Source organism: Curtobacterium sp. MCLR17_040, assembly GCF_003234735.1.
In the GTDB taxonomy this organism is placed as follows: domain Bacteria; phylum Actinomycetota; class Actinomycetes; order Actinomycetales; family Microbacteriaceae; genus Curtobacterium; species Curtobacterium flaccumfaciens.
Genome location: NZ_QKTE01000007.1, coordinates 129,078 through 147,607 on the forward strand (window position 1 = coordinate 129,078; position 18,530 = coordinate 147,607).

The window sequence follows — 18,530 nt, forward strand, 5'->3', positions numbered from 1 at the left end:
ACGGACGAGCACGACGCACCACGGGCCTCCCGGCACGCAGAACGGGCCACCTCGACGAGGTGGCCCGTTCTTCGTTCCGCGGGGTGTCGTGGGCGCAGCGTCTACGCGAAGAACGCCGCCAGCCGGGCGACGCCCTCGGCGATGTCGTCGTCGCCCAGGGCGTACGACAGGCGCAGGTAGCCGGAGGGGCCGAAGGCCTCACCCGGCACGACCGCGACCTCGGCGTGCTCGAGGATCAGGTCTGCCAGCTCGAGCGTGGTCGTCGGGGTGGTGCCGGCCCACTCGCGACCGAGCAGTGCGGTGACGTCCGGGTAGACGTAGAAGGCGCCCTGCGGGGTCGGCGTGCGGAATCCCGGGATCGCGTTGAGACCGTCGACGATGGCCTTCCGTCGGCGGTCGAAGGCCTCGCGCATGGCGGCGACGGGCTCCTGCGGACCGGTGAGGGCGGCGATCGCGGCGCGCTGCGACACGTTCGAGACGTTCGACGACAGGTGCGACTGCAGGTTCGACGCGGCCTTGACGGCGTCGGCCGGGCCGATGAACCACCCGACGCGCCAGCCGGTCATCGCGTAGGTCTTCGCGACGCCGTTCACCAGGATCGTGGTGTCGGCGAGGGCGGGGACCTCCGCCAGGATGCCGGCGAACCGGACCCCGTCGTAGACCAGGTCCTGGTAGATCTCGTCGCTGATCACCCAGATGCCGTGCTCGAGCGCCCACTCGCCGATCGCCCGCGTCTGCTCGGCGGAGTACACGGCGCCCGTGGGGTTCGACGGCGAGCAGAACAGCAGCGCCTTGGTCGCCGGGGTTCGGGCGGCCTCGAGCTGCTCGACGGTCACCAGGTAGTCCTGGTCGCTGCCGGCGAAGACCTCGACGGGCTCGCCGCCGGCGAGCCGGATGGCCTCGGGGTAGGTGGTCCAGTACGGCGCGGGCAGCAGGACCTCGTCGCCGGCGTCGACGATGGTCTGGAACGCCTGGTAGACCGCCTGCTTGCCACCGTTCGTGACGATGACCTGCGACGGCTCGACGCTGACGCCGGACACCCGGGCGGTCTTGTCGGCGATGGCCTGCTTGAGTTCGGGCAGGCCCGTCGCGGGCGTGTAGCGGTGGTTCTTCGGGTCCTGCGCGGCAGCGACGGCCGCGTCGACCACGTGCTGCGGGGTCGCGAAGTCCGGCTCACCGGCGGCGAACGAGATCACTGGACGACCGGCGGCCTTGAGTGCCTTGGCCTTCGCGTCGACCTTGAGCGTCGCGGACTCGGCGATGGCCGCGATGCGGGATGCGATGCGCGGACGATCGACCGGCGCGGTGGCGGGGGTGTCGACGGACACGTGGGCGGTGGACTCGGGGCCTGGGGCTGCGGTGCTCACGGGGCCCAGCCTACCGGCGCGGCACGCCGTGGAAGGGGCCAAGTGGACACCGTGTGACGGACTCCCGTAGACTCGTCCACCGGAACGCGGATCGGTGACGAACCGTGTCCGAAGGGCGGTGGCTCAATTGGTAGAGCAGCGGTCTCCAAAACCGCAGGTTGCAGGTTCGAGTCCTGTCCGCCCTGCAACTCTGGAAGGGTAGAAGTTGGCGAGCAAAGACATGGAGACGACGGCGGACGACGTCGTCGCCAAGGCGAAGCAGGACCGGGCCGAGCGCCGCGGGCCCATCGCTGCCATCGTGCTCTTCATCCGCCAGGTGATCGGCGAACTGCGCAAGGTCGTGACGCCGACCCGCAAGGAACTCTTCAGCTACACGGGCGTCGTGCTCGTGTTCGTCGTCGTCATGATGATCCTGGTGTCGATCCTCGACTTCGTGTTCGGTCTCGGCGTCGGGTACGTCTTCGGCAACGGGCCCACGGCCTGACCCCGACGTCGACTGCCGTGTGCGGTCGTTCCGAGGAGTACGGTCGCCCGAGACGGCGTCGATCGTGACGGCGTCGCTCGTGACCATGAACGAACGCCACCCCGACCCGAACCACCGAACGGAAAGAATCGACTGTGTCTGACAACTCCCGCGATGACATCGACCTCGCGACGGCTGCCGAGCAGTCCTCCGAGGTCGAGGAGAACCAGGAAGGCGACGTCGAGACCGGCGAAGGACGCTCCGTCGAGTCCGCTGAAGAGCGTGCGATCTCGATCGAGGGCGACGACGACGAGTCCCTCGGCCTCAGCTCCGAGCCCGACGACGGCACCGTCGACGCCGGCCTCGACGAAGCACTGACGGCCCTGCAGGAAGCCCGCGACCCCGAGGCTGACGCCGTCGTGGACGACGCCCTCGAGATCGACTCCACCGACGAGGCCGAGGCCGCCGTCGAGGCCGTCGAGGACGAGGAAGAAGTCGAACTCGAGTCCGAGACCGCCGCCGAGGCGAACGAGACGCTCGCCGCCGACGAGGCACTCGACGCCGAGGACGAGGACGACGAGCCCGCCGAGGTCGACCCGTACGAGGCCTTCAAGGCCGAGCTGCGGATGAAGCCGGGCAAGTGGTACGTCATCCACTCCTACGCGGGCTTCGAGCGCCGCGTGAAGTCGAACATCGAGAACCGCATGGTCTCGATGTCGATGGAGGACTACATCTACCAGGTCGAGGTCCCGATGGAGGACGTCGTCGAGATCAAGAACGGGCAGCGCAAGCTGGTCACCCGCGTCCGGATCCCCTCGTACGTGCTCGTCCGCATGGACCTCAACGAGGACTCGTGGTCCGTCGTCCGGCACACCCCGGGCGTCACCGGCTTCGTCGGCAACGCGCACAACCCGACGCCGCTCCGTTTCGACGAGGCGTTCGGCATGCTCAAGTCCCTCGTGCAGGTCGCCGAGGCCGCCCCGACCAAGGGTGGCGCGAAGGGCAGCGGCCTGCAGGCACAGCCCGCGGCCGAGGTCGACTTCGAGATCGGCGAGACGATCACCATCAAGGAAGGCTCGTTCGCGGGCCTGCCGGGTTCGATCTCGGAGATCAAGCCGGAGAGCGGCAAGCTCACCGTCCTCGTCTCGCTGTTCGAGCGCGAGACCCCGGTCGAGCTCAGCTTCGACCAGGTCACCAAGCTCTAGCGACCACCCAGCTGTAGCGATCACCGAGATCGACTACACTGAACGGGTTTGGGCCCGCGCGCCTCGTGCGAGCGGGCCTTCACCGCTGTCCGGAACGGCCGGACCAGCGGGAGAGTGCACGGATCCCCGTGTGTTCGATTCCAGGAGGAAGACAAGTCATGGCACCGAAGAAGAAGGTCACGGGCCTGATCAAGCTGCAGATCAACGCGGGAGCCGCCAACCCGGCCCCCCCGATCGGTCCGGCGCTCGGTCAGCACGGCGTCAACATCATGGAGTTCTGCAAGGCGTACAACGCGGCGACCGAGTCGCAGCGTGGCAACGTCGTGCCGGTCGAGATCACCGTCTACGAGGACCGTTCGTTCACGTTCGTCCTGAAGACCCCGCCGGCCGCTGAGCTCATCAAGAAGGCTGCTGGTGTGCAGAAGGGGTCCTCGACCCCGCACACGGTCAAGGTCGCGAAGATCTCGATGGACCAGGTCCGTCAGATCGCCGAGACCAAGCAGGCCGACCTGAACGCCAACGACATCGAGCAGGCCGCGAAGATCATCGCCGGCACCGCACGCTCGATGGGCATCACGGTCGAGGCCTAAGCACCGATCGGGCTCCGGCCCACCACCAGACACCTTTCCGTGGGAGAGCCTCGCCGGCTCGCCAACCACGTATCTCGCAAGGAGACCACCATGGCGAAGAAGTCCAAGGCCTACCAGGCCGCGGCCGCGAAGATCGAGGCCGACAAGTTCTACACCCCGACCGAGGCCGTCGCCCTGGCCAAGGAGACCGGTTCCTCGAAGACCGACTCCACGGTCGAGGTCGCGCTGAAGCTCGGCGTGGACCCCCGCAAGGCCGACCAGATGGTCCGCGGCACGGTCATCTTGCCGCACGGCACGGGCAAGACCGCCCGCGTCATCGTCTTCGCGACGGGTGCGGCTGCTGAGGCCGCCATCGCCGCCGGTGCCGACGAGGTCGGTGGCGACGAGCTCATCGCCAAGGTCGCCGAGGGCTACACCTCGTTCGACTCCGCCGTCTCGACCCCGGAGCTCATGGGCAAGGTCGGTCGTCTCGGTAAGGTGCTCGGCCCGCGTGGCCTCATGCCGAACCCGAAGACCGGCACCGTGACCCCGAACGTGGCGCAGGCCGTCAACGACATCAAGGGCGGCAAGATCGAGTTCCGCGTCGACAAGCACGCCAACGTGCACTTCGTCGTCGGCAAGGCCTCGTTCACGCCGGAGCAGCTCGACGAGAACATTTCGACCGCGCTCGAGGAGATCAACCGCCTCAAGCCGTCGTCCTCGAAGGGCCGTTACGTCATGAAGGGCGCCGTCTCGACGACCTTCGGCCCCGGCATCCCGCTGGACGTCAACAGCATCTGAGTCCACTGACTCACGGGTCCTCCGACCCATGGAAGGGCCCGCACCGGCAACGGTGCGGGTCCTTTCCGCATGTGGGGCGCGTGTCCCGATAACGTGGTGGGGTGCGCACCCTCGTGAACTCGCTCCGACTGATCGCCGTCATCGCCATCGTCGTCGCGGTCGTGGCGCAGTGGCTCGAGAGCTCGCAGACCCCGACCTACTCGTTCTGGAACTTCTTCGGCTACTTCACGATCCAGTCGAACCTGATCATCGCCGTGGCCCTCGCGGTGACGCTCGTCGCCGCAGCCCGTCGCAAGCGGGCGGACCTCGCCGTCTCGGTGCTCCGTGGCGCCGCGACGGTGTACATCGCGACGACCGGCATCGTCTACAACACGCTGCTCACCGGCGCGAACGTGTCGGCCTCGGTGCCGTGGTCGAACGACATCGTGCACAAGATCATCCCGGTGTACGCGGTGCTCGACTGGCTGCTGTTCTCGGACCGCGCACGGCTGCTGCTCCGCCACGTGTGGTGGTTCCTGCTCTACCCGGCGGTCTGGACCACCGTGGTGCTCGTCCGCGGCGCGACCGACGGGTGGGTGCCGTACCCGTTCCTTGATCCGGCGCAGGGCTACGGCGTCGTCGCGATCTACGTGGTCGGGATCGCGGTCTCGATCACGCTGCTCGGCATCCTCGTCGTCGGGATGAGTCGGCTGCGGCTGGTGAAGGTCTAGGAGCGGAAGCCGCGGAGCTTGTCGAGCACCAGGTCGGCGAGCTGCACGAGCCCGCGGATCTGGTCGTCGTCGCGGTCGACCCAGCGGCACTCGGGTTCGTCGGCGACCGGCACGAACCCGTCGTGGCGTTCCCAGACGAACAGGGTGCGGTCGGCACCGAGCACGTACTGCTGCCACCAGATCTGCCGGAGGTAGTGCCGGGGGATGCTCCGCCAGGCCTTGCCGGTGGTCTTGATCTCGGCGAGCACCACGCGGGACGACTCGTCGACCCCGACGCCGTCCGGGGTGGCGAGGTGGGCGCGGTTCGCAGCGGCGTGGAAGAGGTGTGCCGAGGGCTGGATGCCGTGGGTGGCGGCCACCCAGGCGGCGATGACCGGTTCGCGGTCCTTGCCGTGCTCGGTGAACGCGTTGCCGGAGAACCGGGAGCCGTAGCGCTTCTCGGTGACGACGGCCTCGACGGCGCGCAGTGAGGCCAGCCGGGCGACGTCGGTGGCGGTGATGCCCATGGCGCGGGCGCGGAGCCAGGCGACGCGGTCCGAGGAGTGCGCGACGATGCGCTCGGTGTGGCCACGCAGGGCGGTGAACGCATCACGCGCAGCCGGGACCGGCGTACCGGGGGCGGGATGCGCCTCCAGACCGGGGTCCAGGTCGCCCCACAGGGTGGGCTGCACGATCGTCACCCGACGATTGTCCCCCCGACCACCGGCAAGACCGAAACCGACGCGCTCACGCGACCGCGCGTGTGCGTCAGGAGACGAGTTCTCGCCCCTCGGCGAACGCGACCAGCTCGTCGACCCCGGCGGGGGAGAGGGCGTAGCCGATGGCGAGGGCCGCGGCGCCCTGCAGCGCGGCGAGGGACCCGGCGCGGGACTGCACGATGACGAGGTGCTCACTGGCCAGGGGCATCGAGCGGGAGTAGACGACCTCGCGGACGCCGGCGAGCAGGTGCTCACCGGCCTGCGTGATCGATCCGCCGAGTGCGATGACGGACGGGTTGATGAGCGAGATGCAGGTCGCCAGGACCTCGCCGATGTCCCGACCGGCCTGTCGCACGGCGTAGATCGCGTCGAGGTCGGACCGGTTCACCAGGTCGATCACGTCCGCACCCGTGTGCACGTCGTGCCCCTTCGCACGGAGGGCGCGGGCGATGGCCGGACCGGAGGCCACGGCCTCGAGGCAGCCGGTGTTGCCGCAGTGGCAGGGGACGTCGCCGGCGCGGGAGACCCGCACGTGGCCGATGTCACCCGCGGTGCCCTGGGCGCCGCGCTGCAGCCGGCCTTCGGAGACGATGCCGGACCCGATGCCGGTGGCGACCTTCACGAACAGCAGGTGGTCGACGTCCGGCCAGCCGTGCTCCCGCTCGCCGAGGGCCGCGATGTTGACGTCGTTGTCGAGCAGGACGTGGGCGGCGATGTGCTGACGGAGCCACGAGGGCACGTCGAAGCCGTCCCAACCGGGCATGATCGGCGGGTTGGCCGGGCGGCCGGTGGAGAACTCGACCGGTCCGGGGACGCCGATGCCAATCGCGATGACGTCCTGCCGACTGCGCCCGACCTCGGCGAGCAGGTCGTCGATCGTCTCGACGAGCCAGGACAACGTCGGTACCGGACCGGCGGCGATGTCGATCCGGGCCTCGCGGGTGGCGAGTGGCGCCGCGACCAGGTCGGTGACGGCGACACGGCCGTGCGAGGCCCCGAGGTCGGCGGCGATCACGAGCCGGGCACGGGGCTTCAGCGCCACCTGGGCGGGGGGACGTCCGCCGGTGGAGACAGCGGTGTCCACGGCGCCGACCAGCCCGATGTCGATCAGGGAGTCGAGGCGCACGCCGATGGTGGAGCGTGCGAGTCCTGTCAGTGCGGCGAGCTCGGCCCTGGTGCGCGGCACGCCGTCGCGGAGGATCTGGAAGAGCTCGCTCGTCCCGACCGGAGGCGACGCTGCCGTCCGGTTCAAGTCGACCATGTGGGGAGTGAAGCACACATCGTTCGCGCCACGCAATGAAGTCCGTCGACATTCCTCGGACTTCTGCTTGACCGCCGACAAAAGTGCTCGTAGTGTGACGATCGGTCAGTGACGACCGCACCATCTCGACGAGGAGAACCCCTGGTGACCCAACCGCTCTCGGTCCAGCTCTACACGGTCCGCGATGCCCTCAGTGCCGATCTGCCCGGCACCCTGCAGCGCATCGCCGACATCGGCTACACGAACGTCGAGGCCTTCGGCTTCGTCGACAACGCCGACGAACTCGCCGCCGCCCTCCGTGACGCCGGCCTCGCCGCCCCGAGCGGCCACGCCCGTCTGCTGGACGCCGGCGAGCAGGACCTCGAGCGCATCTTCCACGCCTCCACCACCCTCGGCTTCGGGACCCTCATCGACCCGCACATCGACGAGTCCCGCTGGACCACCCGCGAGGACGTCGAGGCGATCGCCCGCGAACTCAGCGCCCTCGCCCCGCGCGCCGCCGACCACGGCCTGGTGCTCGGTTACCACAACCACGCGTTCGAGTTCTCGAACCGCATCGACGGTGTCAGCGCCTACGAGGTCTTCGCCGACGCCCTGTCCGACGACGTCGTGCTCGAGCTCGACACCTACTGGGTGCAGGTCGGCGGGGACGACCCGGTCGCGGTCATCGGCAAGTACGGCGACAAGGTCCAGTTCCTGCACGTCAAGGACGGCGACGGCTCGCACGACGACAAGCAGCAGGTTGCCGTCGGCAACGGCATCATGCCGATCCGCGACATCATCGCCGCGGCGCCCGACGCACTGCACGTCGTCGAGCTCGACGACCACGAGGGTGACGTCTTCCAGGCCGTCGCCGACTCCTACACGTTCCTCGAGGGGGCCCGCGCATGACCGACACCACGACCGCCGCTGCGACGGCGACCGACAGCACCACCCGCACCGGCCCGGTCGGCGTCGGTGTCATCGGCGCCGGGGTCATCTCGGACCAGTACCTGTCGAACCTCACCGTCTTCCCCGACGTGACCGTCCGCTTCATCGCCGACATCGACCTGCCGCGCGCCGCCGCCCAGGCCGAGAAGTGGGGCGTCCCCGGATCGGGCACCGTCGAGGAGCTCCTGGCCGACGACGACATCGAGATCGTCGTGAACCTGACGATCCCGGCCGCCCACGTCGAGGTCGCGCTGCAGGCCCTGGCCGCCGGCAAGCACGTCTGGGGCGAGAAGCCCTACGCCCTCGACCGTGCCAGCGCCGCGGAGCTCCGCGACGCCGCGGCCGCCGCGGGCAAGACCGTCAGCGTCGCCCCGGACACGTTCCTCGGCGCCGGCCTGCAGACCGCGCTCCGCACCATCCGCGACGGCCGCATCGGGACGCCCCTGAACGGCCTGACGCTCTTCCAGAGCCCCGGACCCGAGTCGTGGCACCCGAGCCCCGAGTTCCTCTTCGCGTACGGTGCCGGTCCGCTGTTCGACATCGGCCCGTACTACATCACCACCCTCGTCCAGACGTTCGGACCGGTGAAGAAGGTCACGGCCACCGCGTCGAAGTCCCGCGCCACCCGCACCATCGGTTCCGGACCGAAGGCCGGCACCGAGTTCCCGGTGGACGTCCCGACGAACCACTCCGCGCTGATCGAGTTCGAGAACGGCGGGAGTGCGCAGAGCGTGTTCTCGTTCGAGTCCGACCGCGGCCGCACCGGCTTCGTCGAGATCGCGGGGGAGACCGGCACCGTCGTGTTCCCCGACCCGAACAACTTCGACGGCGACACCGAACTGTACGCCCTCGGTTCCGAGGAGCCCGAGACGATCCCCGCGGTCGGCTCCACCTACTCGCGTGGCACCGGCGTGGTCGACCTGGCCCGCTCGCTGCGTGCCGGCGACGAGAACCGCGTCCCCGGTGCGCTCGCCTTCCACGTCCTCGACGTGATGGTCTCCATCGCCGAGGCGGCAGAACGTGGCGAGGCGGTGCTCGTCGAGAGCACCGTGTCGCCCTCCCCGACCCTCCCCGAGGGCTGGGACCCCGCGGAACGCACCCTGGCCTGACCGCCGGGGCGCTGCCCGCAACCCACAGCAGCACCCGACCAGCACCATCCGCAGCACCAGCTCCACCTCTGCACCATCCCCTGCACCATCTCAACGACGAGAAAGTAGAGAGTCATGCGCACTGCCATCCGCGCACTGGCCATCACCGCGGCCGCCGCACTCACCGTGTCCGGCCTCGCAGCCTGCTCCTCCGGATCGTCCGGCGACTCCGGCGACTCCAAGACGCTCACCTACTGGGCGTCCAACCAGGGCACGTCCCTGCAGAACGACAAGGAGGTGCTGACCCCCGTCCTCAAGAAGTTCACCAAGGAGACCGGGATCAAGGTCGACCTCCAGGTCATCGGCTGGAACGACCTGCAGAACAAGATCCAGACCGCCGTCACCTCGGGCCAGGGCCCGGACGTCGTCAACATCGGCAACACCTGGGCGACCTCGCTCCAGGCCACCGGCGCCTTCCAGGAGTTCGGTGACGCCGAGATGAAGGCGATCGGCGGTGAGGACAAGTTCGGCAAGGTCGCCCTGTCCACCGGTGGCGCGCCCGACAAGACGGTCACGAGCGTCCCGCTCTACGGCCTCGCCTACGGCCTGTACTACAACAAGAAGATGCTGTCGGACGCCGGCATCACCCCGCCCACCACGTGGGAGGAGATGGTCTCCGACGCCGAGAAGCTGACCAAGGGTGACACCTACGGCTTCAGCCTCGCGGGTGGTTCCTACACCGAGAACTCGCACTTCGCGTTCATCAACTCGGCGCAGAACGGTGGCGAGTGGTTCGACAAGGACGGCAAGCCGACCTTCACCTCGAAGGCCAACGTCGACGGCATCAAGCGCTACCTCGACCTCATGCAGGACTCGAAGGTCGCCAACCTGTCGAACGCGCAGTACGACAACGCGACGCAGTCGACCACGGACTTCGCGAAGAAGAAGGCCGCGTTCATCCTCAACCAGAACAACGCGAACGCGACCATCGAGTCCCTCGGCATGAAGTCGTCCGAGTACGGCGTGGTGGCGCTGCCCGCCCCGAGCGGTGGCGAGCAGATCGCCTCGTTCCCGGCTGGCATCAACCTGTCGGTCTTCAAGAACACGAAGAACAAGGACGGCGCGCTCAAGTTCGTCAAGTACATGACGAGCATGGACACGCAGACGACGCTGGACAAGCCGTACTCGGCTCTGCCGGTGCTCGCCGAGGCTGCTGACTCCGTCACGGACGAGCAGACGAAGACGTTCCTCGACATCTACAACAACAAGGCGAAGCCGCTCCCGCTGGTGCCCGCCGAGGACCAGTTCGAGTCCACGGTCGGCAAGGCGATGAACGACATGTTCGCCAAGATCGCGACCGGTTCCAAGGTCTCCGAGGCCGACATCAAGTCGGCACTGCAGACCGCCCAGGACCAGGTGTCCCAGGCCGCCGGTTGATCCACCCTGGAGGCCCGGGTCGCGTCCGACGGACGCGCCCGGGCCTCCGCCCCTGACGTTCCAGGGCCGACCACCCGTCGGCCGTGAGGCACACGCCCCGGAGCCGACCACGCGTCGGCCGTGCGGCTGACGCCCCACGCACCCCGCGCCTCCCGGCCGCTGCCACGGCCGCGCGGACCGCACCTGCACGCCCCTCCTGCCGAAAGGCCCCACCAGATGTCCACGACGGTCCTGCCCGACTCGGAGCGCATCGACCTGACGCACACGAAGGCCCCGACGATGTCGGGCCGTCCGCCAGGTCGCAAGCGCAAGACCCACTGGCTGCCCTACGCGCTCGTCGCGCCGGCCATCCTGTTCGAGCTGCTCATCCACATCGTCCCGATGCTCACCGGCATCTGGATCTCGTTCATCCAGCTCACCAAGTACTTCATCGCGAACTGGGGTGCCGCGCCCTTCGCCGGGTTCCGGAACTACCAGGTCGTCGTCGACTTCGACCAGGCGATCGGCCGCGGGGTCCTCAACTCGTTCCTCATCACGTGCGCCTTCACAGTCCTCGTGGTCGGGCTGTCCTGGACCTTCGGCATGGCCGCAGCCGTCGCGCTGCAGAAGCCGTTCGCCGGACGCGGACTCTTCCGCACCCTGTTCCTCGTGCCCTACGCGCTGCCGATGTACGCCGGCGTCATCACCTGGAAGTTCATGTTCCAGCGTGACTCGGGGGCCCTGAACCACCTGCTCGTCGACCAACTCGGGCTGTTCGGCGGCAACGCCCCGTTCTGGCTCATCGGCAACAACGCGTTCGTGGCCGTCGTCGTCGTGGCGATCTGGAAGACCTGGCCGTTCGCGTTCCTGATGCTCATGGCCGGCCTGCAGTCGGTGCCGAACGACGTGTACGAGGCCGCCTCGGTCGACGGTGCCAAGCCGTTCCGCCAGTGGCGCTCGATCACGCTGCCGATGGTCCGCCCCGTCAACGTGACGCTCGTGCTCGTGATGTTCCTGTGGACGTTCAACGACTTCAACACGCCGTTCGTGCTGTTCGGCTCGACCGCGCAGCCACCCGCCGCGGACCTGCTGAGCTTCCACATCTACAACGCGTCGTTCATCACCTGGAACTTCGGTTCCGGTGCCGCGATGAGCGTCCTGCTCCTGCTCTTCCTGCTCGTCGTCACCGGCATCTACCTCGCCGTGACCAACCGGAGGTCCGTCCGTGCGTGAGACAACTGGCGCCAAGTCCTTCAAGATCATCACCCTGGTCGTCCTGACGTTGTTCACGGTCGTGCCGCTCTACGTGATGATCACCACGGCCATCAAGCCCCTCGGCGACGTGCAGGACAACTTCACGTGGATCCCGTCGCGGATCACCTTCCAGCCGTTCATCGACATGTGGTCGACGGTGCCGCTCGGTCGGTACTTCATCAACTCGCTCGTGGTCTGCACGGTGGCGACGGTGTTCTCGCTGATCATCGCGACGTTCGCCGCCTACGGTGTCTCGCGCTGGAACTTCAAGGGCAAGAGCACCTTCACCACCGCGGTGCTCTCCACGCAGATGTTCCCCGGCGTGCTGTTCCTGCTGCCGCTGTTCCTGATCTTCACGAACCTCGGCAACTCCCTCGGCATCCAGCTCGTCGGGTCGTGGCTCGGCCTGATCATCACGTACCTGACGTTCACGCTCCCGTTCTCGATCTGGATGCTGGCCGGGTACTTCGAGACCATCCCGCGCGAACTCGACGAGGCCGCGATGGTCGACGGTTCGGGCCCGATGGGTGCGCTGTTCCGGGTCATCCTGCCGTCGGCCCGTCCGGGTCTGGTGGCGGTGGGGATCTACTCGTTCATGACGGCCTGGGGTGAGGTCCTCTTCGCCTCGGTCATGACGAACGGCCTCGGCTCGACCCTGGCGGTCGGTCTGCAGCAGTACTCGACGCAGACGAACGTGTACTGGAACCAGGTCATGGCGGCGTCGCTCGTCGTGTCGATCCCGGTCGTGGCCGCGTTCCTCGTGGTCCAGCGCCAGTTCGTCGCCGGCCTGACCGCGGGTGCCGTGAAGTAGGCGGAGCCTTTCCGCAAGACACCGGTGTTCGCGCTCGACGCCCCCGCATCACGGGGTGTGCAGCGTGGACACCGGTGTTTTGCCGTTCCCCACCCGACGACCTACCGACCCCGACCACCCGACGACCGACAGGATGGAACCATGAGCGACGAGACCCGCGGGCGGCAGCTGCTGCCCGGACAGACCAGCCGCGTGCACGTGTACGACGTCGAGTCCCGCACCTCGCGGCTCGTGTTCGAGTCGGCCACGGTGCTCGTCGAGGCGCCGAACGTCCTGGACGCCGAGACCCTGGTGCTCAACGGCGACGGCGACCTGTGGCTGCTGCGACTGCCGTTGGCCGACAGCGGCACCGTGCTGGACGAGACCGCGCTCGTGCCGGTGCCGATGGACGGCGTCGACGAGATCAACAACGACCACGTGCTCGACCCGTCCGGCAGCTCCATCGTGGTGAGCGCCCGCGACGGCGAGCTGTACCGCGTTCCGCTGCCCGAGGGCGGCCCCGCGACCCAGATCACCGACGTCGCGTCCGCCCTGCCCACCAAACGGAAGTTCTACCTGCACGGCATCGCCCCCGACGGCAGCGCCCTCGCCGCCATCGTGGGGGAACTGTCCGAGGACGGCGTCTGGACGACCGACGTCGCGATGGTCGACGCGGAGACCGGCGAGCCGACGTTCGTCACCCGGGACGAGCACCCCGACGACGGCTGCACCATCAGTCCGGCCGGCGGGATCCTGCTCTGGAACACCGAGCGGTTCACCCCCGGCACCGCGCAGCTTGCCGTGCGCTGGCCCGGGCACGACAGCCCGGTCCGCCTGACGAACGACGACCGGGTGAACTGGTTCCCGCACCTGTCCCCGGACGCCGCACACCTGCTCTACCTGTCGTACGAGCCCGGCGTGCAGGGCCACCCGGCCGACCACCGCGTCGAGCTGCGCCTGCTGCCGGGGTCGCTCGTCCGCGGTGCCCGGATCGCGGTCCAGCCCGAGACCCTGGTGGCCCTCGACGGCGGCCAGGGGACGGTCAACGTGCCGCCGTGGGCCCCGGACTCGACGTGGTTCGCGTACTGCGACTACCCGGTGGCGGGGTAGCGGCAGCGGCGGCGGGTCGGCGGCGTCTTCACGCGCTGAGCGACAGCCCACGCGCCGCCAGAGGCGTGGACTGTCGCTCAGCGTGAAACGCGATCGGACGCCCCGCGCCTGCCCGCGCGCCTGCGCCCGCCCGCCCCGCTAGACCTCGCGGACCTGCCCCTGCTTGATGTGCAGGCGCCGCTCGGCACGCTTCGCGACCCACGAGTCGTGCGTGACGATGACGACGGTCAGCCCGCGCTCCCGCCACTGCTTCTCGATGAGCGCCATGATCTCGTCGCGGGTCGACTCGTCGAGTGCACCCGTCGGCTCGTCGGCGAGCAGCACGCTCGGGTTCTTCACCAGCGCCCGGGCGATCGCCACGCGCTGCTGCTGTCCGCCGGACAGCTCGGCCGGCAGGTGCTCCATCCGCTCACCCAGACCGACCTCGCGGAGCGCGGCGACCGCACGCTCGCGGACCTCGCTCCGCGACCGGTTCGCGAGCGACCCCGCGAACGCCGTCTCGACGTTCTCGAGCGCCGTCAGCGTCGGGATCAGGTTGAAGCTCTGGAACACGAAGCCGATCTCGGTCGCCCGCAGGTCGGTCAGCGCGCCGTCACCGAGCTTCGCCACGTCGCGGTCGCCACCGAGGTGGATCGACCCGGCACTCGGCCGGTCGAGTGCCCCGAGCATCTGCAGCAGCGTCGACTTGCCGCCGCCGGTCGGCCCCTGCACGGCCACGAGCTGCCCCTGCGGGATCGTCAGGTGGACGTTCGTCAGGGCGGTGACGGTCCGGTTCTTCTGCTGGTAGGTCTTGCTGACGTTCGTCAGCCGGTACATCGGACTGGAGGCACGGCTCGCCTCCGCCTCGCCGGTCGCGGTGTCGGTGCTGGTCACGGTTGCTCCTGTCGTCGGTTCGGTCGTGTCGGTGCGGCCGGGCATCAGGCCACGCTCCGGAGCGCCTCGGCCGGACGGAGCCGGCTCGCACGCCAGCCGCCGAGCGCGCCGGCGATGAGGCCGCCGAGGATCGCGAGGCCGATCGCCAGCAGGATGATCTCGACGGTCACCGGGGCGTGCAGGACCACGTCGGTCGTCGACGAGGTGCTCGCGCCGCCGCCGAAGCCTCCTGCCGGTGCACCGCCCGTCGTGCCGCTGCCCGCGGCCGCGGTCGCTGCGCCGCCGGGCATGCCACCACCGGCACCCCCGCCGGTCGTGCTCGAGGCGCTCGCCGAGATCGTCGGACTGATGACGTTCACGACGAGGATGCCGATCAGGCCGGCCGCGGCGCCGAGCACGCCGCCGATCAGGCCCTGCACCAGGGACTCGCCGGCCACCTGTCGGGTGATGCGGCCGTTCGACCAGCCGATCGCCTTGAGGGTCCCGAACTCGCGGGTGCGGCGGGTCACGCCGGAGATCGTGAAGAGGATCGCGATGAGGAACGCCGCGGCGAGCACCACGATCGACAGCCACTTGCCGAGGTTCGAGACCAGGCTCGACGCGGTGCTGAGCGACCCGGACACGCTCGAGGCCAGGTCGGCCTCGGTGGAGACGGTGGCGCTCGTCAGCTTCGCCTGCAGTGCGGACTTGATCGTGCTGACGTCGGACGAGGACTCGGCGGAGACGTAGATCGAGGTGACCTTGCCGTCGAGGTCGGCCAGCGCCTGCGCGGTGTCGAGCGGGATGTAGGTGTTCGAGCCCGTGGTCGAGGCCGAGCCGGTGGAGCTGACGATGCCGATGACGGTGAAGTCGGTGCCGCCGATGTCGACCGTGTCGCCGACCGCCTTCGACTCGCTCTTCGCGTACGACGCATCGAGCACGACGACGTCCTTGCCCGCGTCCTTCGCGGCGAAGGTGCGCCCCTTCGTGAGCTCGGTGCTCGTGAGCGGACCGACCGTCGCGCCGGACACCGGGATGCCGGTCACCGTGAACGAGTCGACGCTGAACGACCCACCGCCGAACCCGCCGCCACCGCCGGTGTCCCCGCTCGGCGGGCCCTGCTGGGTGGTGCTGTCGCTGCTGGAGTCGCTGCTGCTGTCCGTGCTGCTGTCGTCGGTCGACTGCTGCTGGACCTGGCCGGAGAACGTGCTGTTCTCGAGGGCCAGCACACCGGTCGCGGCCTTGACGCCGTCGGTGCTCGTGATCGTGGACAGGTTCGCGGCGTTCAGGGTGCTCGTGCCGCGCGCGACCGCGAGCCGCGACTGCGCCAGGTCGGTCGAACCGCTCTCGTCGTCGCTGTCGCCCTGGCTGCCGAAGTCGAAGCTCGGACGCCCGCCGTTCGTCGACGCCGTCGCGGTCTTGGTGACGGTGATGTCGGTGCCGACGCCGTAGACGGACTGCAGGACGCTCGACTGCGCTGCCTGCACGCCACCCGAGATCGACGACACGATCACCACGAGGGCGATGGCCAGGGCCATCCCGATTGCGATGATGACCGTCTGCTTCTTGCGGTTCGTGAGTTCGCGCCTGAGGTAGGTCAGGAACATGGTTCTCCTCGGTGGTGGCCGGCTGGGGTCACCGGCCGCGCAGAGCACGCGGCGGGGCCGACGGAGGAGAAGCTAGGCAGCGTTGTTGTGGCGAGCACTGTTGCTTCCGATGAACCGTGTAAGCGAATCGATGTCGTTTGCCGACACGTGATATTCTGCATATGTGACGATGGTTCGGAGTGGGGTGTTCAGCATCGCCGGAACCACGTTCCGGGCTTCCGTGCAGATCGTCTCGAACGTGGTCGTGGCCCGCGTGCTGGGGCCGGACGCCTACGGTCTCGCCGCAGCGGTCCTCGCGCTCGGTGTCGTCCTCGAGCTGGTACGGAACAGTGGGTTCGCCGCGGTCGTCCTCCGCTCCGGTGTCCATCCGGCGGACGTCCACGTCGCGCTCCACCGCGCCAGTGCCGCGACGGGGCTCCTGCTGGGGGGTCTCGTCGCCGTCGCTGGACTCCTGGTCCGCGGGGCGTTGCCGTCGTCGCCCTCTGGTGGACTGCTCCTCGCGGTCGCGGTGGCCTTCCCGCTCGCCGGCTTCGTCGCCGTCCCGATCGCCGCGATGGTGCGCGACCACGAGATGGGGCGGGTCGCACTCGTCGAGTCGATCGCCGTCGTGCTCGGTTCCGTCGTGTCGATCGCACTCGCACTCGCCGGCGCCGGGCCCGTCGCGATGGTGTCGCAGGTGGTGGCCGTCTGGGTCGTCATCACCGTCGGCGTCGTCGTCCTGCGTCGGGTTCCCCGCGGCGTTGCGGCATCGTGGCGATCGATCCGGACCATGGCCGCGCTCGCGCGGGACGTGTCGTTGGTCCAGGTGGTCTCGGTCGTCGCGCGGGCGGGTGACCGCGTGCTGGTGGCCGTGCTCTTCGGTCCGGCGGCATCCGGCCTGTACGTCCAGGCCATGCAGCTGATGACCTTGCCGCTGGACCAGATCGGGGCGGCGGTCCAGCGCATCGCGATCCCGGCGATGGTCGGCATCGACGCCGTCGTGCTCCGCAACCGGTTCCGACGACTCGTCGGCACGGTGACGCTCCTGGCCTGGCCGGTCCTCGCCGTACTCGGAGTGCTCGCCGACCCGATCGTCCGCCTGCTGTTCGGGGTCGAGTGGCTCGGCTCGGCCGCGCTCTTGCCGTTCCTCGTCGTCGCGGGCGGAGCACAGGCGCTCGGGTTCGGTGCCGTCTGGTACTTCATCGCCAGCGGCCGTTCAGGGCGACAGGTCCGCTGGGCACTGGTCACCCAGCCGGCCGTCGTCGGCGCCCTCGTGCTCGGCACCGTCTGGGGGCCGACGGGCATGGCCGCGGGGTACGCGATCGCCTGTAGCTGTCTCGTGGTGCCCGCCTTCCTGGTGGCGACGCGGGGCTCCGGACTGCGGGTGCGCGACCTCGGCCTCCCCGTCCTCCCCGCAGCTGCGGCCACGAGCGCCGCGGTCCTCGTGTCGGTCGCGGTCCGGGGCAGCGTCGGTGCTGATCCCATCGGCTCCGTGCTCCTGCCGGGCCTCCTCGGGGCGCTCGCAGCGCTGTTCGTCGCCCTCGTGTTCCCCGACGTCCGGTCGGCCCTACCCCGTCGGCGCCGTCGACCTCCCCGTTCCCGTCCCAGGAAGGCGCTCGCTCGTGGCCCAGTTCCCTGATCCCGTCACCCCGGTCCCACCCGTACGGACGGCCGTCATCCCCGCGGCCGGGCGGGGCACCCGACTCGGTCGCCTGACGCGTGCGATCCCGAAGGAGCTGCTGCCACTCGGCGACCGGCCGACGCTGGACATCGTGGTCGACGAACTGATCGGCGCCGGGATCGACCGCATCGTCCTCGTCACACGGCCGGACAAGACGGGGCTGAACGACTACGTCACGGACGTCCTCCGGCCGGAAGCCCGAGCTCGCGGCATCGAGCTGGAGACCTGTCTCCAGACCGCCGGGCCGGGCAACGGGGGAGCGATCCTGTCGGCTGCGACTCGGGTGCACGACGAGTCCTTCCTCGTGCTCTGGGGTGACGAGGTCGTCTTCGGCGAGAACCGGAGCGCCGTCGTCCTCGACCGTCACCGCAGCACCGGACTCCCCGTCATCGCAGTCGTGCGGGCGCCTCGTGCGGCGCTCCGGCGCTGCGGTGTCGCCCGCGTGGACCCCGGCGGGAGGGTCGTGGAACTCGTCGAGAAGCCGGTCGACCCACCCGTCGACGGGCTCGCTTCGGTCGGCGGGTACGTGGTCACGCCCGCGGTGCTCGGTGCGCTCCGCGACGTCGCCCCCGCGGCCGACGGGGAGCTCTACCTCAGTGCTGCGCTCGGGGCGCTCGCACTCGGCGGCGGCGTGCAGGCCGCGGAGATCCACGGCGACTGGCACGAGACCGGGTCGATCGACGGCTACACGGCCGCGTTCGCCGCAGCGGTTGCCATCACGCGTTGATATTTTGCATGTGCAATAGGTA

At 69.4% G+C, this 18,530-nt stretch carries 18 protein-coding genes and 1 tRNA gene; 14 read left to right on the top strand and 5 right to left on the bottom strand.

The features are described from left to right. Positions 1–101 precede the first annotated feature (101 nt). The gene (locus DEJ01_RS08630; RefSeq protein ID WP_111092737.1) at positions 102–1,328 is read right to left on the bottom strand and encodes a pyridoxal phosphate-dependent aminotransferase; all 1,227 of its coding nucleotides are present in this window, start codon (positions 1,326–1,328) and stop codon (positions 102–104) included. Between the two features lie 151 nt (positions 1,329–1,479). On the opposite strand from DEJ01_RS08630, the gene DEJ01_RS08635 reads away from it, so the two are divergent. The 6 genes from DEJ01_RS08635 to DEJ01_RS08660 all read left to right on the top strand — a co-directional run bounded on the left by DEJ01_RS08635 (position 1,480) and on the right by DEJ01_RS08660 (position 5,115). Next, positions 1,480–1,552 (top strand) — tRNA-Trp (locus tag DEJ01_RS08635). 35 nt (positions 1,553–1,587) lie between these two features. After that, positions 1,588–1,851, top strand: a complete 264-nt coding sequence (gene secE, locus DEJ01_RS08640) for a preprotein translocase subunit SecE (RefSeq protein WP_371830607.1) — start codon at positions 1,588–1,590, stop codon at positions 1,849–1,851. Between the two features lie 134 nt (positions 1,852–1,985). Next, positions 1,986–3,035: a transcription termination/antitermination protein NusG gene (nusG, locus tag DEJ01_RS08645; RefSeq protein WP_071406319.1), complete on the top strand. Its 1,050-nt coding sequence runs from the start codon at positions 1,986–1,988 to the stop codon at positions 3,033–3,035. Between the two features lie 158 nt (positions 3,036–3,193). Further along, a complete protein-coding gene (rplK, locus tag DEJ01_RS08650) occupies positions 3,194–3,625 on the top strand; it encodes a 50S ribosomal protein L11 (RefSeq protein ID WP_017888638.1) in 432 nt (143 codons plus the stop codon). 90 nt (positions 3,626–3,715) lie between these two features. Continuing rightward, positions 3,716–4,405, top strand: a complete 690-nt coding sequence (gene rplA, locus DEJ01_RS08655) for a 50S ribosomal protein L1 (RefSeq protein ID WP_017888639.1) — start codon at positions 3,716–3,718, stop codon at positions 4,403–4,405. 101 nt (positions 4,406–4,506) lie between these two features. Further along, complete coding sequence (locus DEJ01_RS08660) at positions 4,507–5,115, top strand: Pr6Pr family membrane protein (RefSeq protein ID WP_071406320.1); 609 nt, start codon at positions 4,507–4,509, stop codon at positions 5,113–5,115. Here DEJ01_RS08660 and DEJ01_RS08665 read toward each other — a convergent pair. Both DEJ01_RS08665 and DEJ01_RS08670 read right to left on the bottom strand, forming a co-directional pair. Beyond that, entirely contained in the window at positions 5,112–5,795 is a 684-nt protein-coding gene (locus tag DEJ01_RS08665) for a YqaJ viral recombinase family protein (protein WP_071406321.1), read from the bottom strand. The genes DEJ01_RS08660 and DEJ01_RS08665 overlap by 4 nt on opposite strands. Before the next feature lie 67 nt (positions 5,796–5,862). Next, positions 5,863–7,074: an ROK family transcriptional regulator gene (locus DEJ01_RS08670; protein WP_110863395.1), complete on the bottom strand. Its 1,212-nt coding sequence runs from the start codon at positions 7,072–7,074 to the stop codon at positions 5,863–5,865. A 144-nt stretch (positions 7,075–7,218) separates the two neighbouring features. Here DEJ01_RS08670 and DEJ01_RS08675 point away from each other — a divergent pair, with 144 nt between their 5' ends. From DEJ01_RS08675 to DEJ01_RS08700, 6 genes are all read left to right on the top strand, one after another. After that, complete coding sequence (locus tag DEJ01_RS08675) at positions 7,219–7,965, top strand: sugar phosphate isomerase/epimerase (protein ID WP_071406322.1); 747 nt, start codon at positions 7,219–7,221, stop codon at positions 7,963–7,965. Then, positions 7,962–9,113: a Gfo/Idh/MocA family protein gene (locus DEJ01_RS08680; protein ID WP_071406323.1), complete on the top strand. Its 1,152-nt coding sequence runs from the start codon at positions 7,962–7,964 to the stop codon at positions 9,111–9,113. The genes DEJ01_RS08675 and DEJ01_RS08680 overlap by 4 nt, the downstream gene beginning before the upstream one ends. Positions 9,114–9,227: 114 nt before the next feature. After that, complete coding sequence (locus DEJ01_RS08685) at positions 9,228–10,529, top strand: sugar ABC transporter substrate-binding protein (RefSeq protein ID WP_071406324.1); 1,302 nt, start codon at positions 9,228–9,230, stop codon at positions 10,527–10,529. A 216-nt stretch (positions 10,530–10,745) separates the two neighbouring features. Next, entirely contained in the window at positions 10,746–11,741 is a 996-nt protein-coding gene (locus DEJ01_RS08690; RefSeq protein WP_017888646.1) for a carbohydrate ABC transporter permease, read from the top strand. After that, positions 11,734–12,573, top strand: a complete 840-nt coding sequence (locus DEJ01_RS08695; protein WP_071406325.1) for a carbohydrate ABC transporter permease — start codon at positions 11,734–11,736, stop codon at positions 12,571–12,573. The genes DEJ01_RS08690 and DEJ01_RS08695 overlap by 8 nt, the downstream gene beginning before the upstream one ends. A 141-nt stretch (positions 12,574–12,714) precedes the next feature. Beyond that, positions 12,715–13,662 (top strand): hypothetical protein, encoded by a 948-nt coding sequence (locus tag DEJ01_RS08700; RefSeq protein WP_111092738.1) that lies wholly within the window; start codon positions 12,715–12,717, stop codon positions 13,660–13,662. A gap of 138 nt (positions 13,663–13,800) precedes the next feature. On the opposite strand, the gene DEJ01_RS08705 is transcribed toward DEJ01_RS08700, so the two are convergent. Then, a complete protein-coding gene (locus DEJ01_RS08705) occupies positions 13,801–14,478 on the bottom strand; it encodes an ABC transporter ATP-binding protein (protein WP_071406345.1) in 678 nt (225 codons plus the stop codon). Between the two features lie 101 nt (positions 14,479–14,579). Further along, positions 14,580–16,121 (bottom strand): ABC transporter permease, encoded by a 1,542-nt coding sequence (locus DEJ01_RS08710; RefSeq protein ID WP_111092739.1) that lies wholly within the window; start codon positions 16,119–16,121, stop codon positions 14,580–14,582. A gap of 169 nt (positions 16,122–16,290) precedes the next feature. Between DEJ01_RS08710 and DEJ01_RS08715 the strand changes: the two genes are divergently transcribed. Next, entirely contained in the window at positions 16,291–17,739 is a 1,449-nt protein-coding gene (locus DEJ01_RS08715) for an oligosaccharide flippase family protein (RefSeq protein ID WP_258375667.1), read from the top strand. Then, positions 17,723–18,508, top strand: coding sequence for a sugar phosphate nucleotidyltransferase (locus tag DEJ01_RS18115; protein WP_181438395.1), 786 nt, complete (start codon positions 17,723–17,725; stop codon positions 18,506–18,508). Before DEJ01_RS08715 ends, DEJ01_RS18115 begins: the two co-directional genes overlap by 17 nt. Positions 18,509–18,530 lie beyond the last annotated feature (22 nt).

What these genes read in the sequence shown, in the direction of transcription:
- secE (WP_371830607.1), top strand. Translation starts at nt 1,588, where the DNA reads ATGGAGACGACGGCGGACGACGTCGTCGCCAAGGCGAAGCAGGACCGG.
- rplK (WP_017888638.1), top strand. Translation starts at nt 3,194, where the DNA reads ATGGCACCGAAGAAGAAGGTCACGGGCCTGATCAAGCTGCAGATCAAC.
- rplA (WP_017888639.1), top strand. Translation starts at nt 3,716, where the DNA reads ATGGCGAAGAAGTCCAAGGCCTACCAGGCCGCGGCCGCGAAGATCGAG.
- DEJ01_RS08670 (WP_110863395.1), bottom strand. Translation starts at nt 7,074, where the DNA reads ATGGTCGACTTGAACCGGACGGCAGCGTCGCCTCCGGTCGGGACGAGC.
- DEJ01_RS08680 (WP_071406323.1), top strand. Translation starts at nt 7,962, where the DNA reads ATGACCGACACCACGACCGCCGCTGCGACGGCGACCGACAGCACCACC.
- DEJ01_RS08685 (WP_071406324.1), top strand. Translation starts at nt 9,228, where the DNA reads ATGCGCACTGCCATCCGCGCACTGGCCATCACCGCGGCCGCCGCACTC.
- DEJ01_RS08690 (WP_017888646.1), top strand. Translation starts at nt 10,746, where the DNA reads ATGTCCACGACGGTCCTGCCCGACTCGGAGCGCATCGACCTGACGCAC.
- DEJ01_RS08700 (WP_111092738.1), top strand. Translation starts at nt 12,715, where the DNA reads ATGAGCGACGAGACCCGCGGGCGGCAGCTGCTGCCCGGACAGACCAGC.
- DEJ01_RS08705 (WP_071406345.1), bottom strand. Translation starts at nt 14,478, where the DNA reads ATGTACCGGCTGACGAACGTCAGCAAGACCTACCAGCAGAAGAACCGG.
- DEJ01_RS08710 (WP_111092739.1), bottom strand. Translation starts at nt 16,121, where the DNA reads ATGTTCCTGACCTACCTCAGGCGCGAACTCACGAACCGCAAGAAGCAG.
- DEJ01_RS08715 (WP_258375667.1), top strand. Translation starts at nt 16,291, where the DNA reads ATGGTTCGGAGTGGGGTGTTCAGCATCGCCGGAACCACGTTCCGGGCT.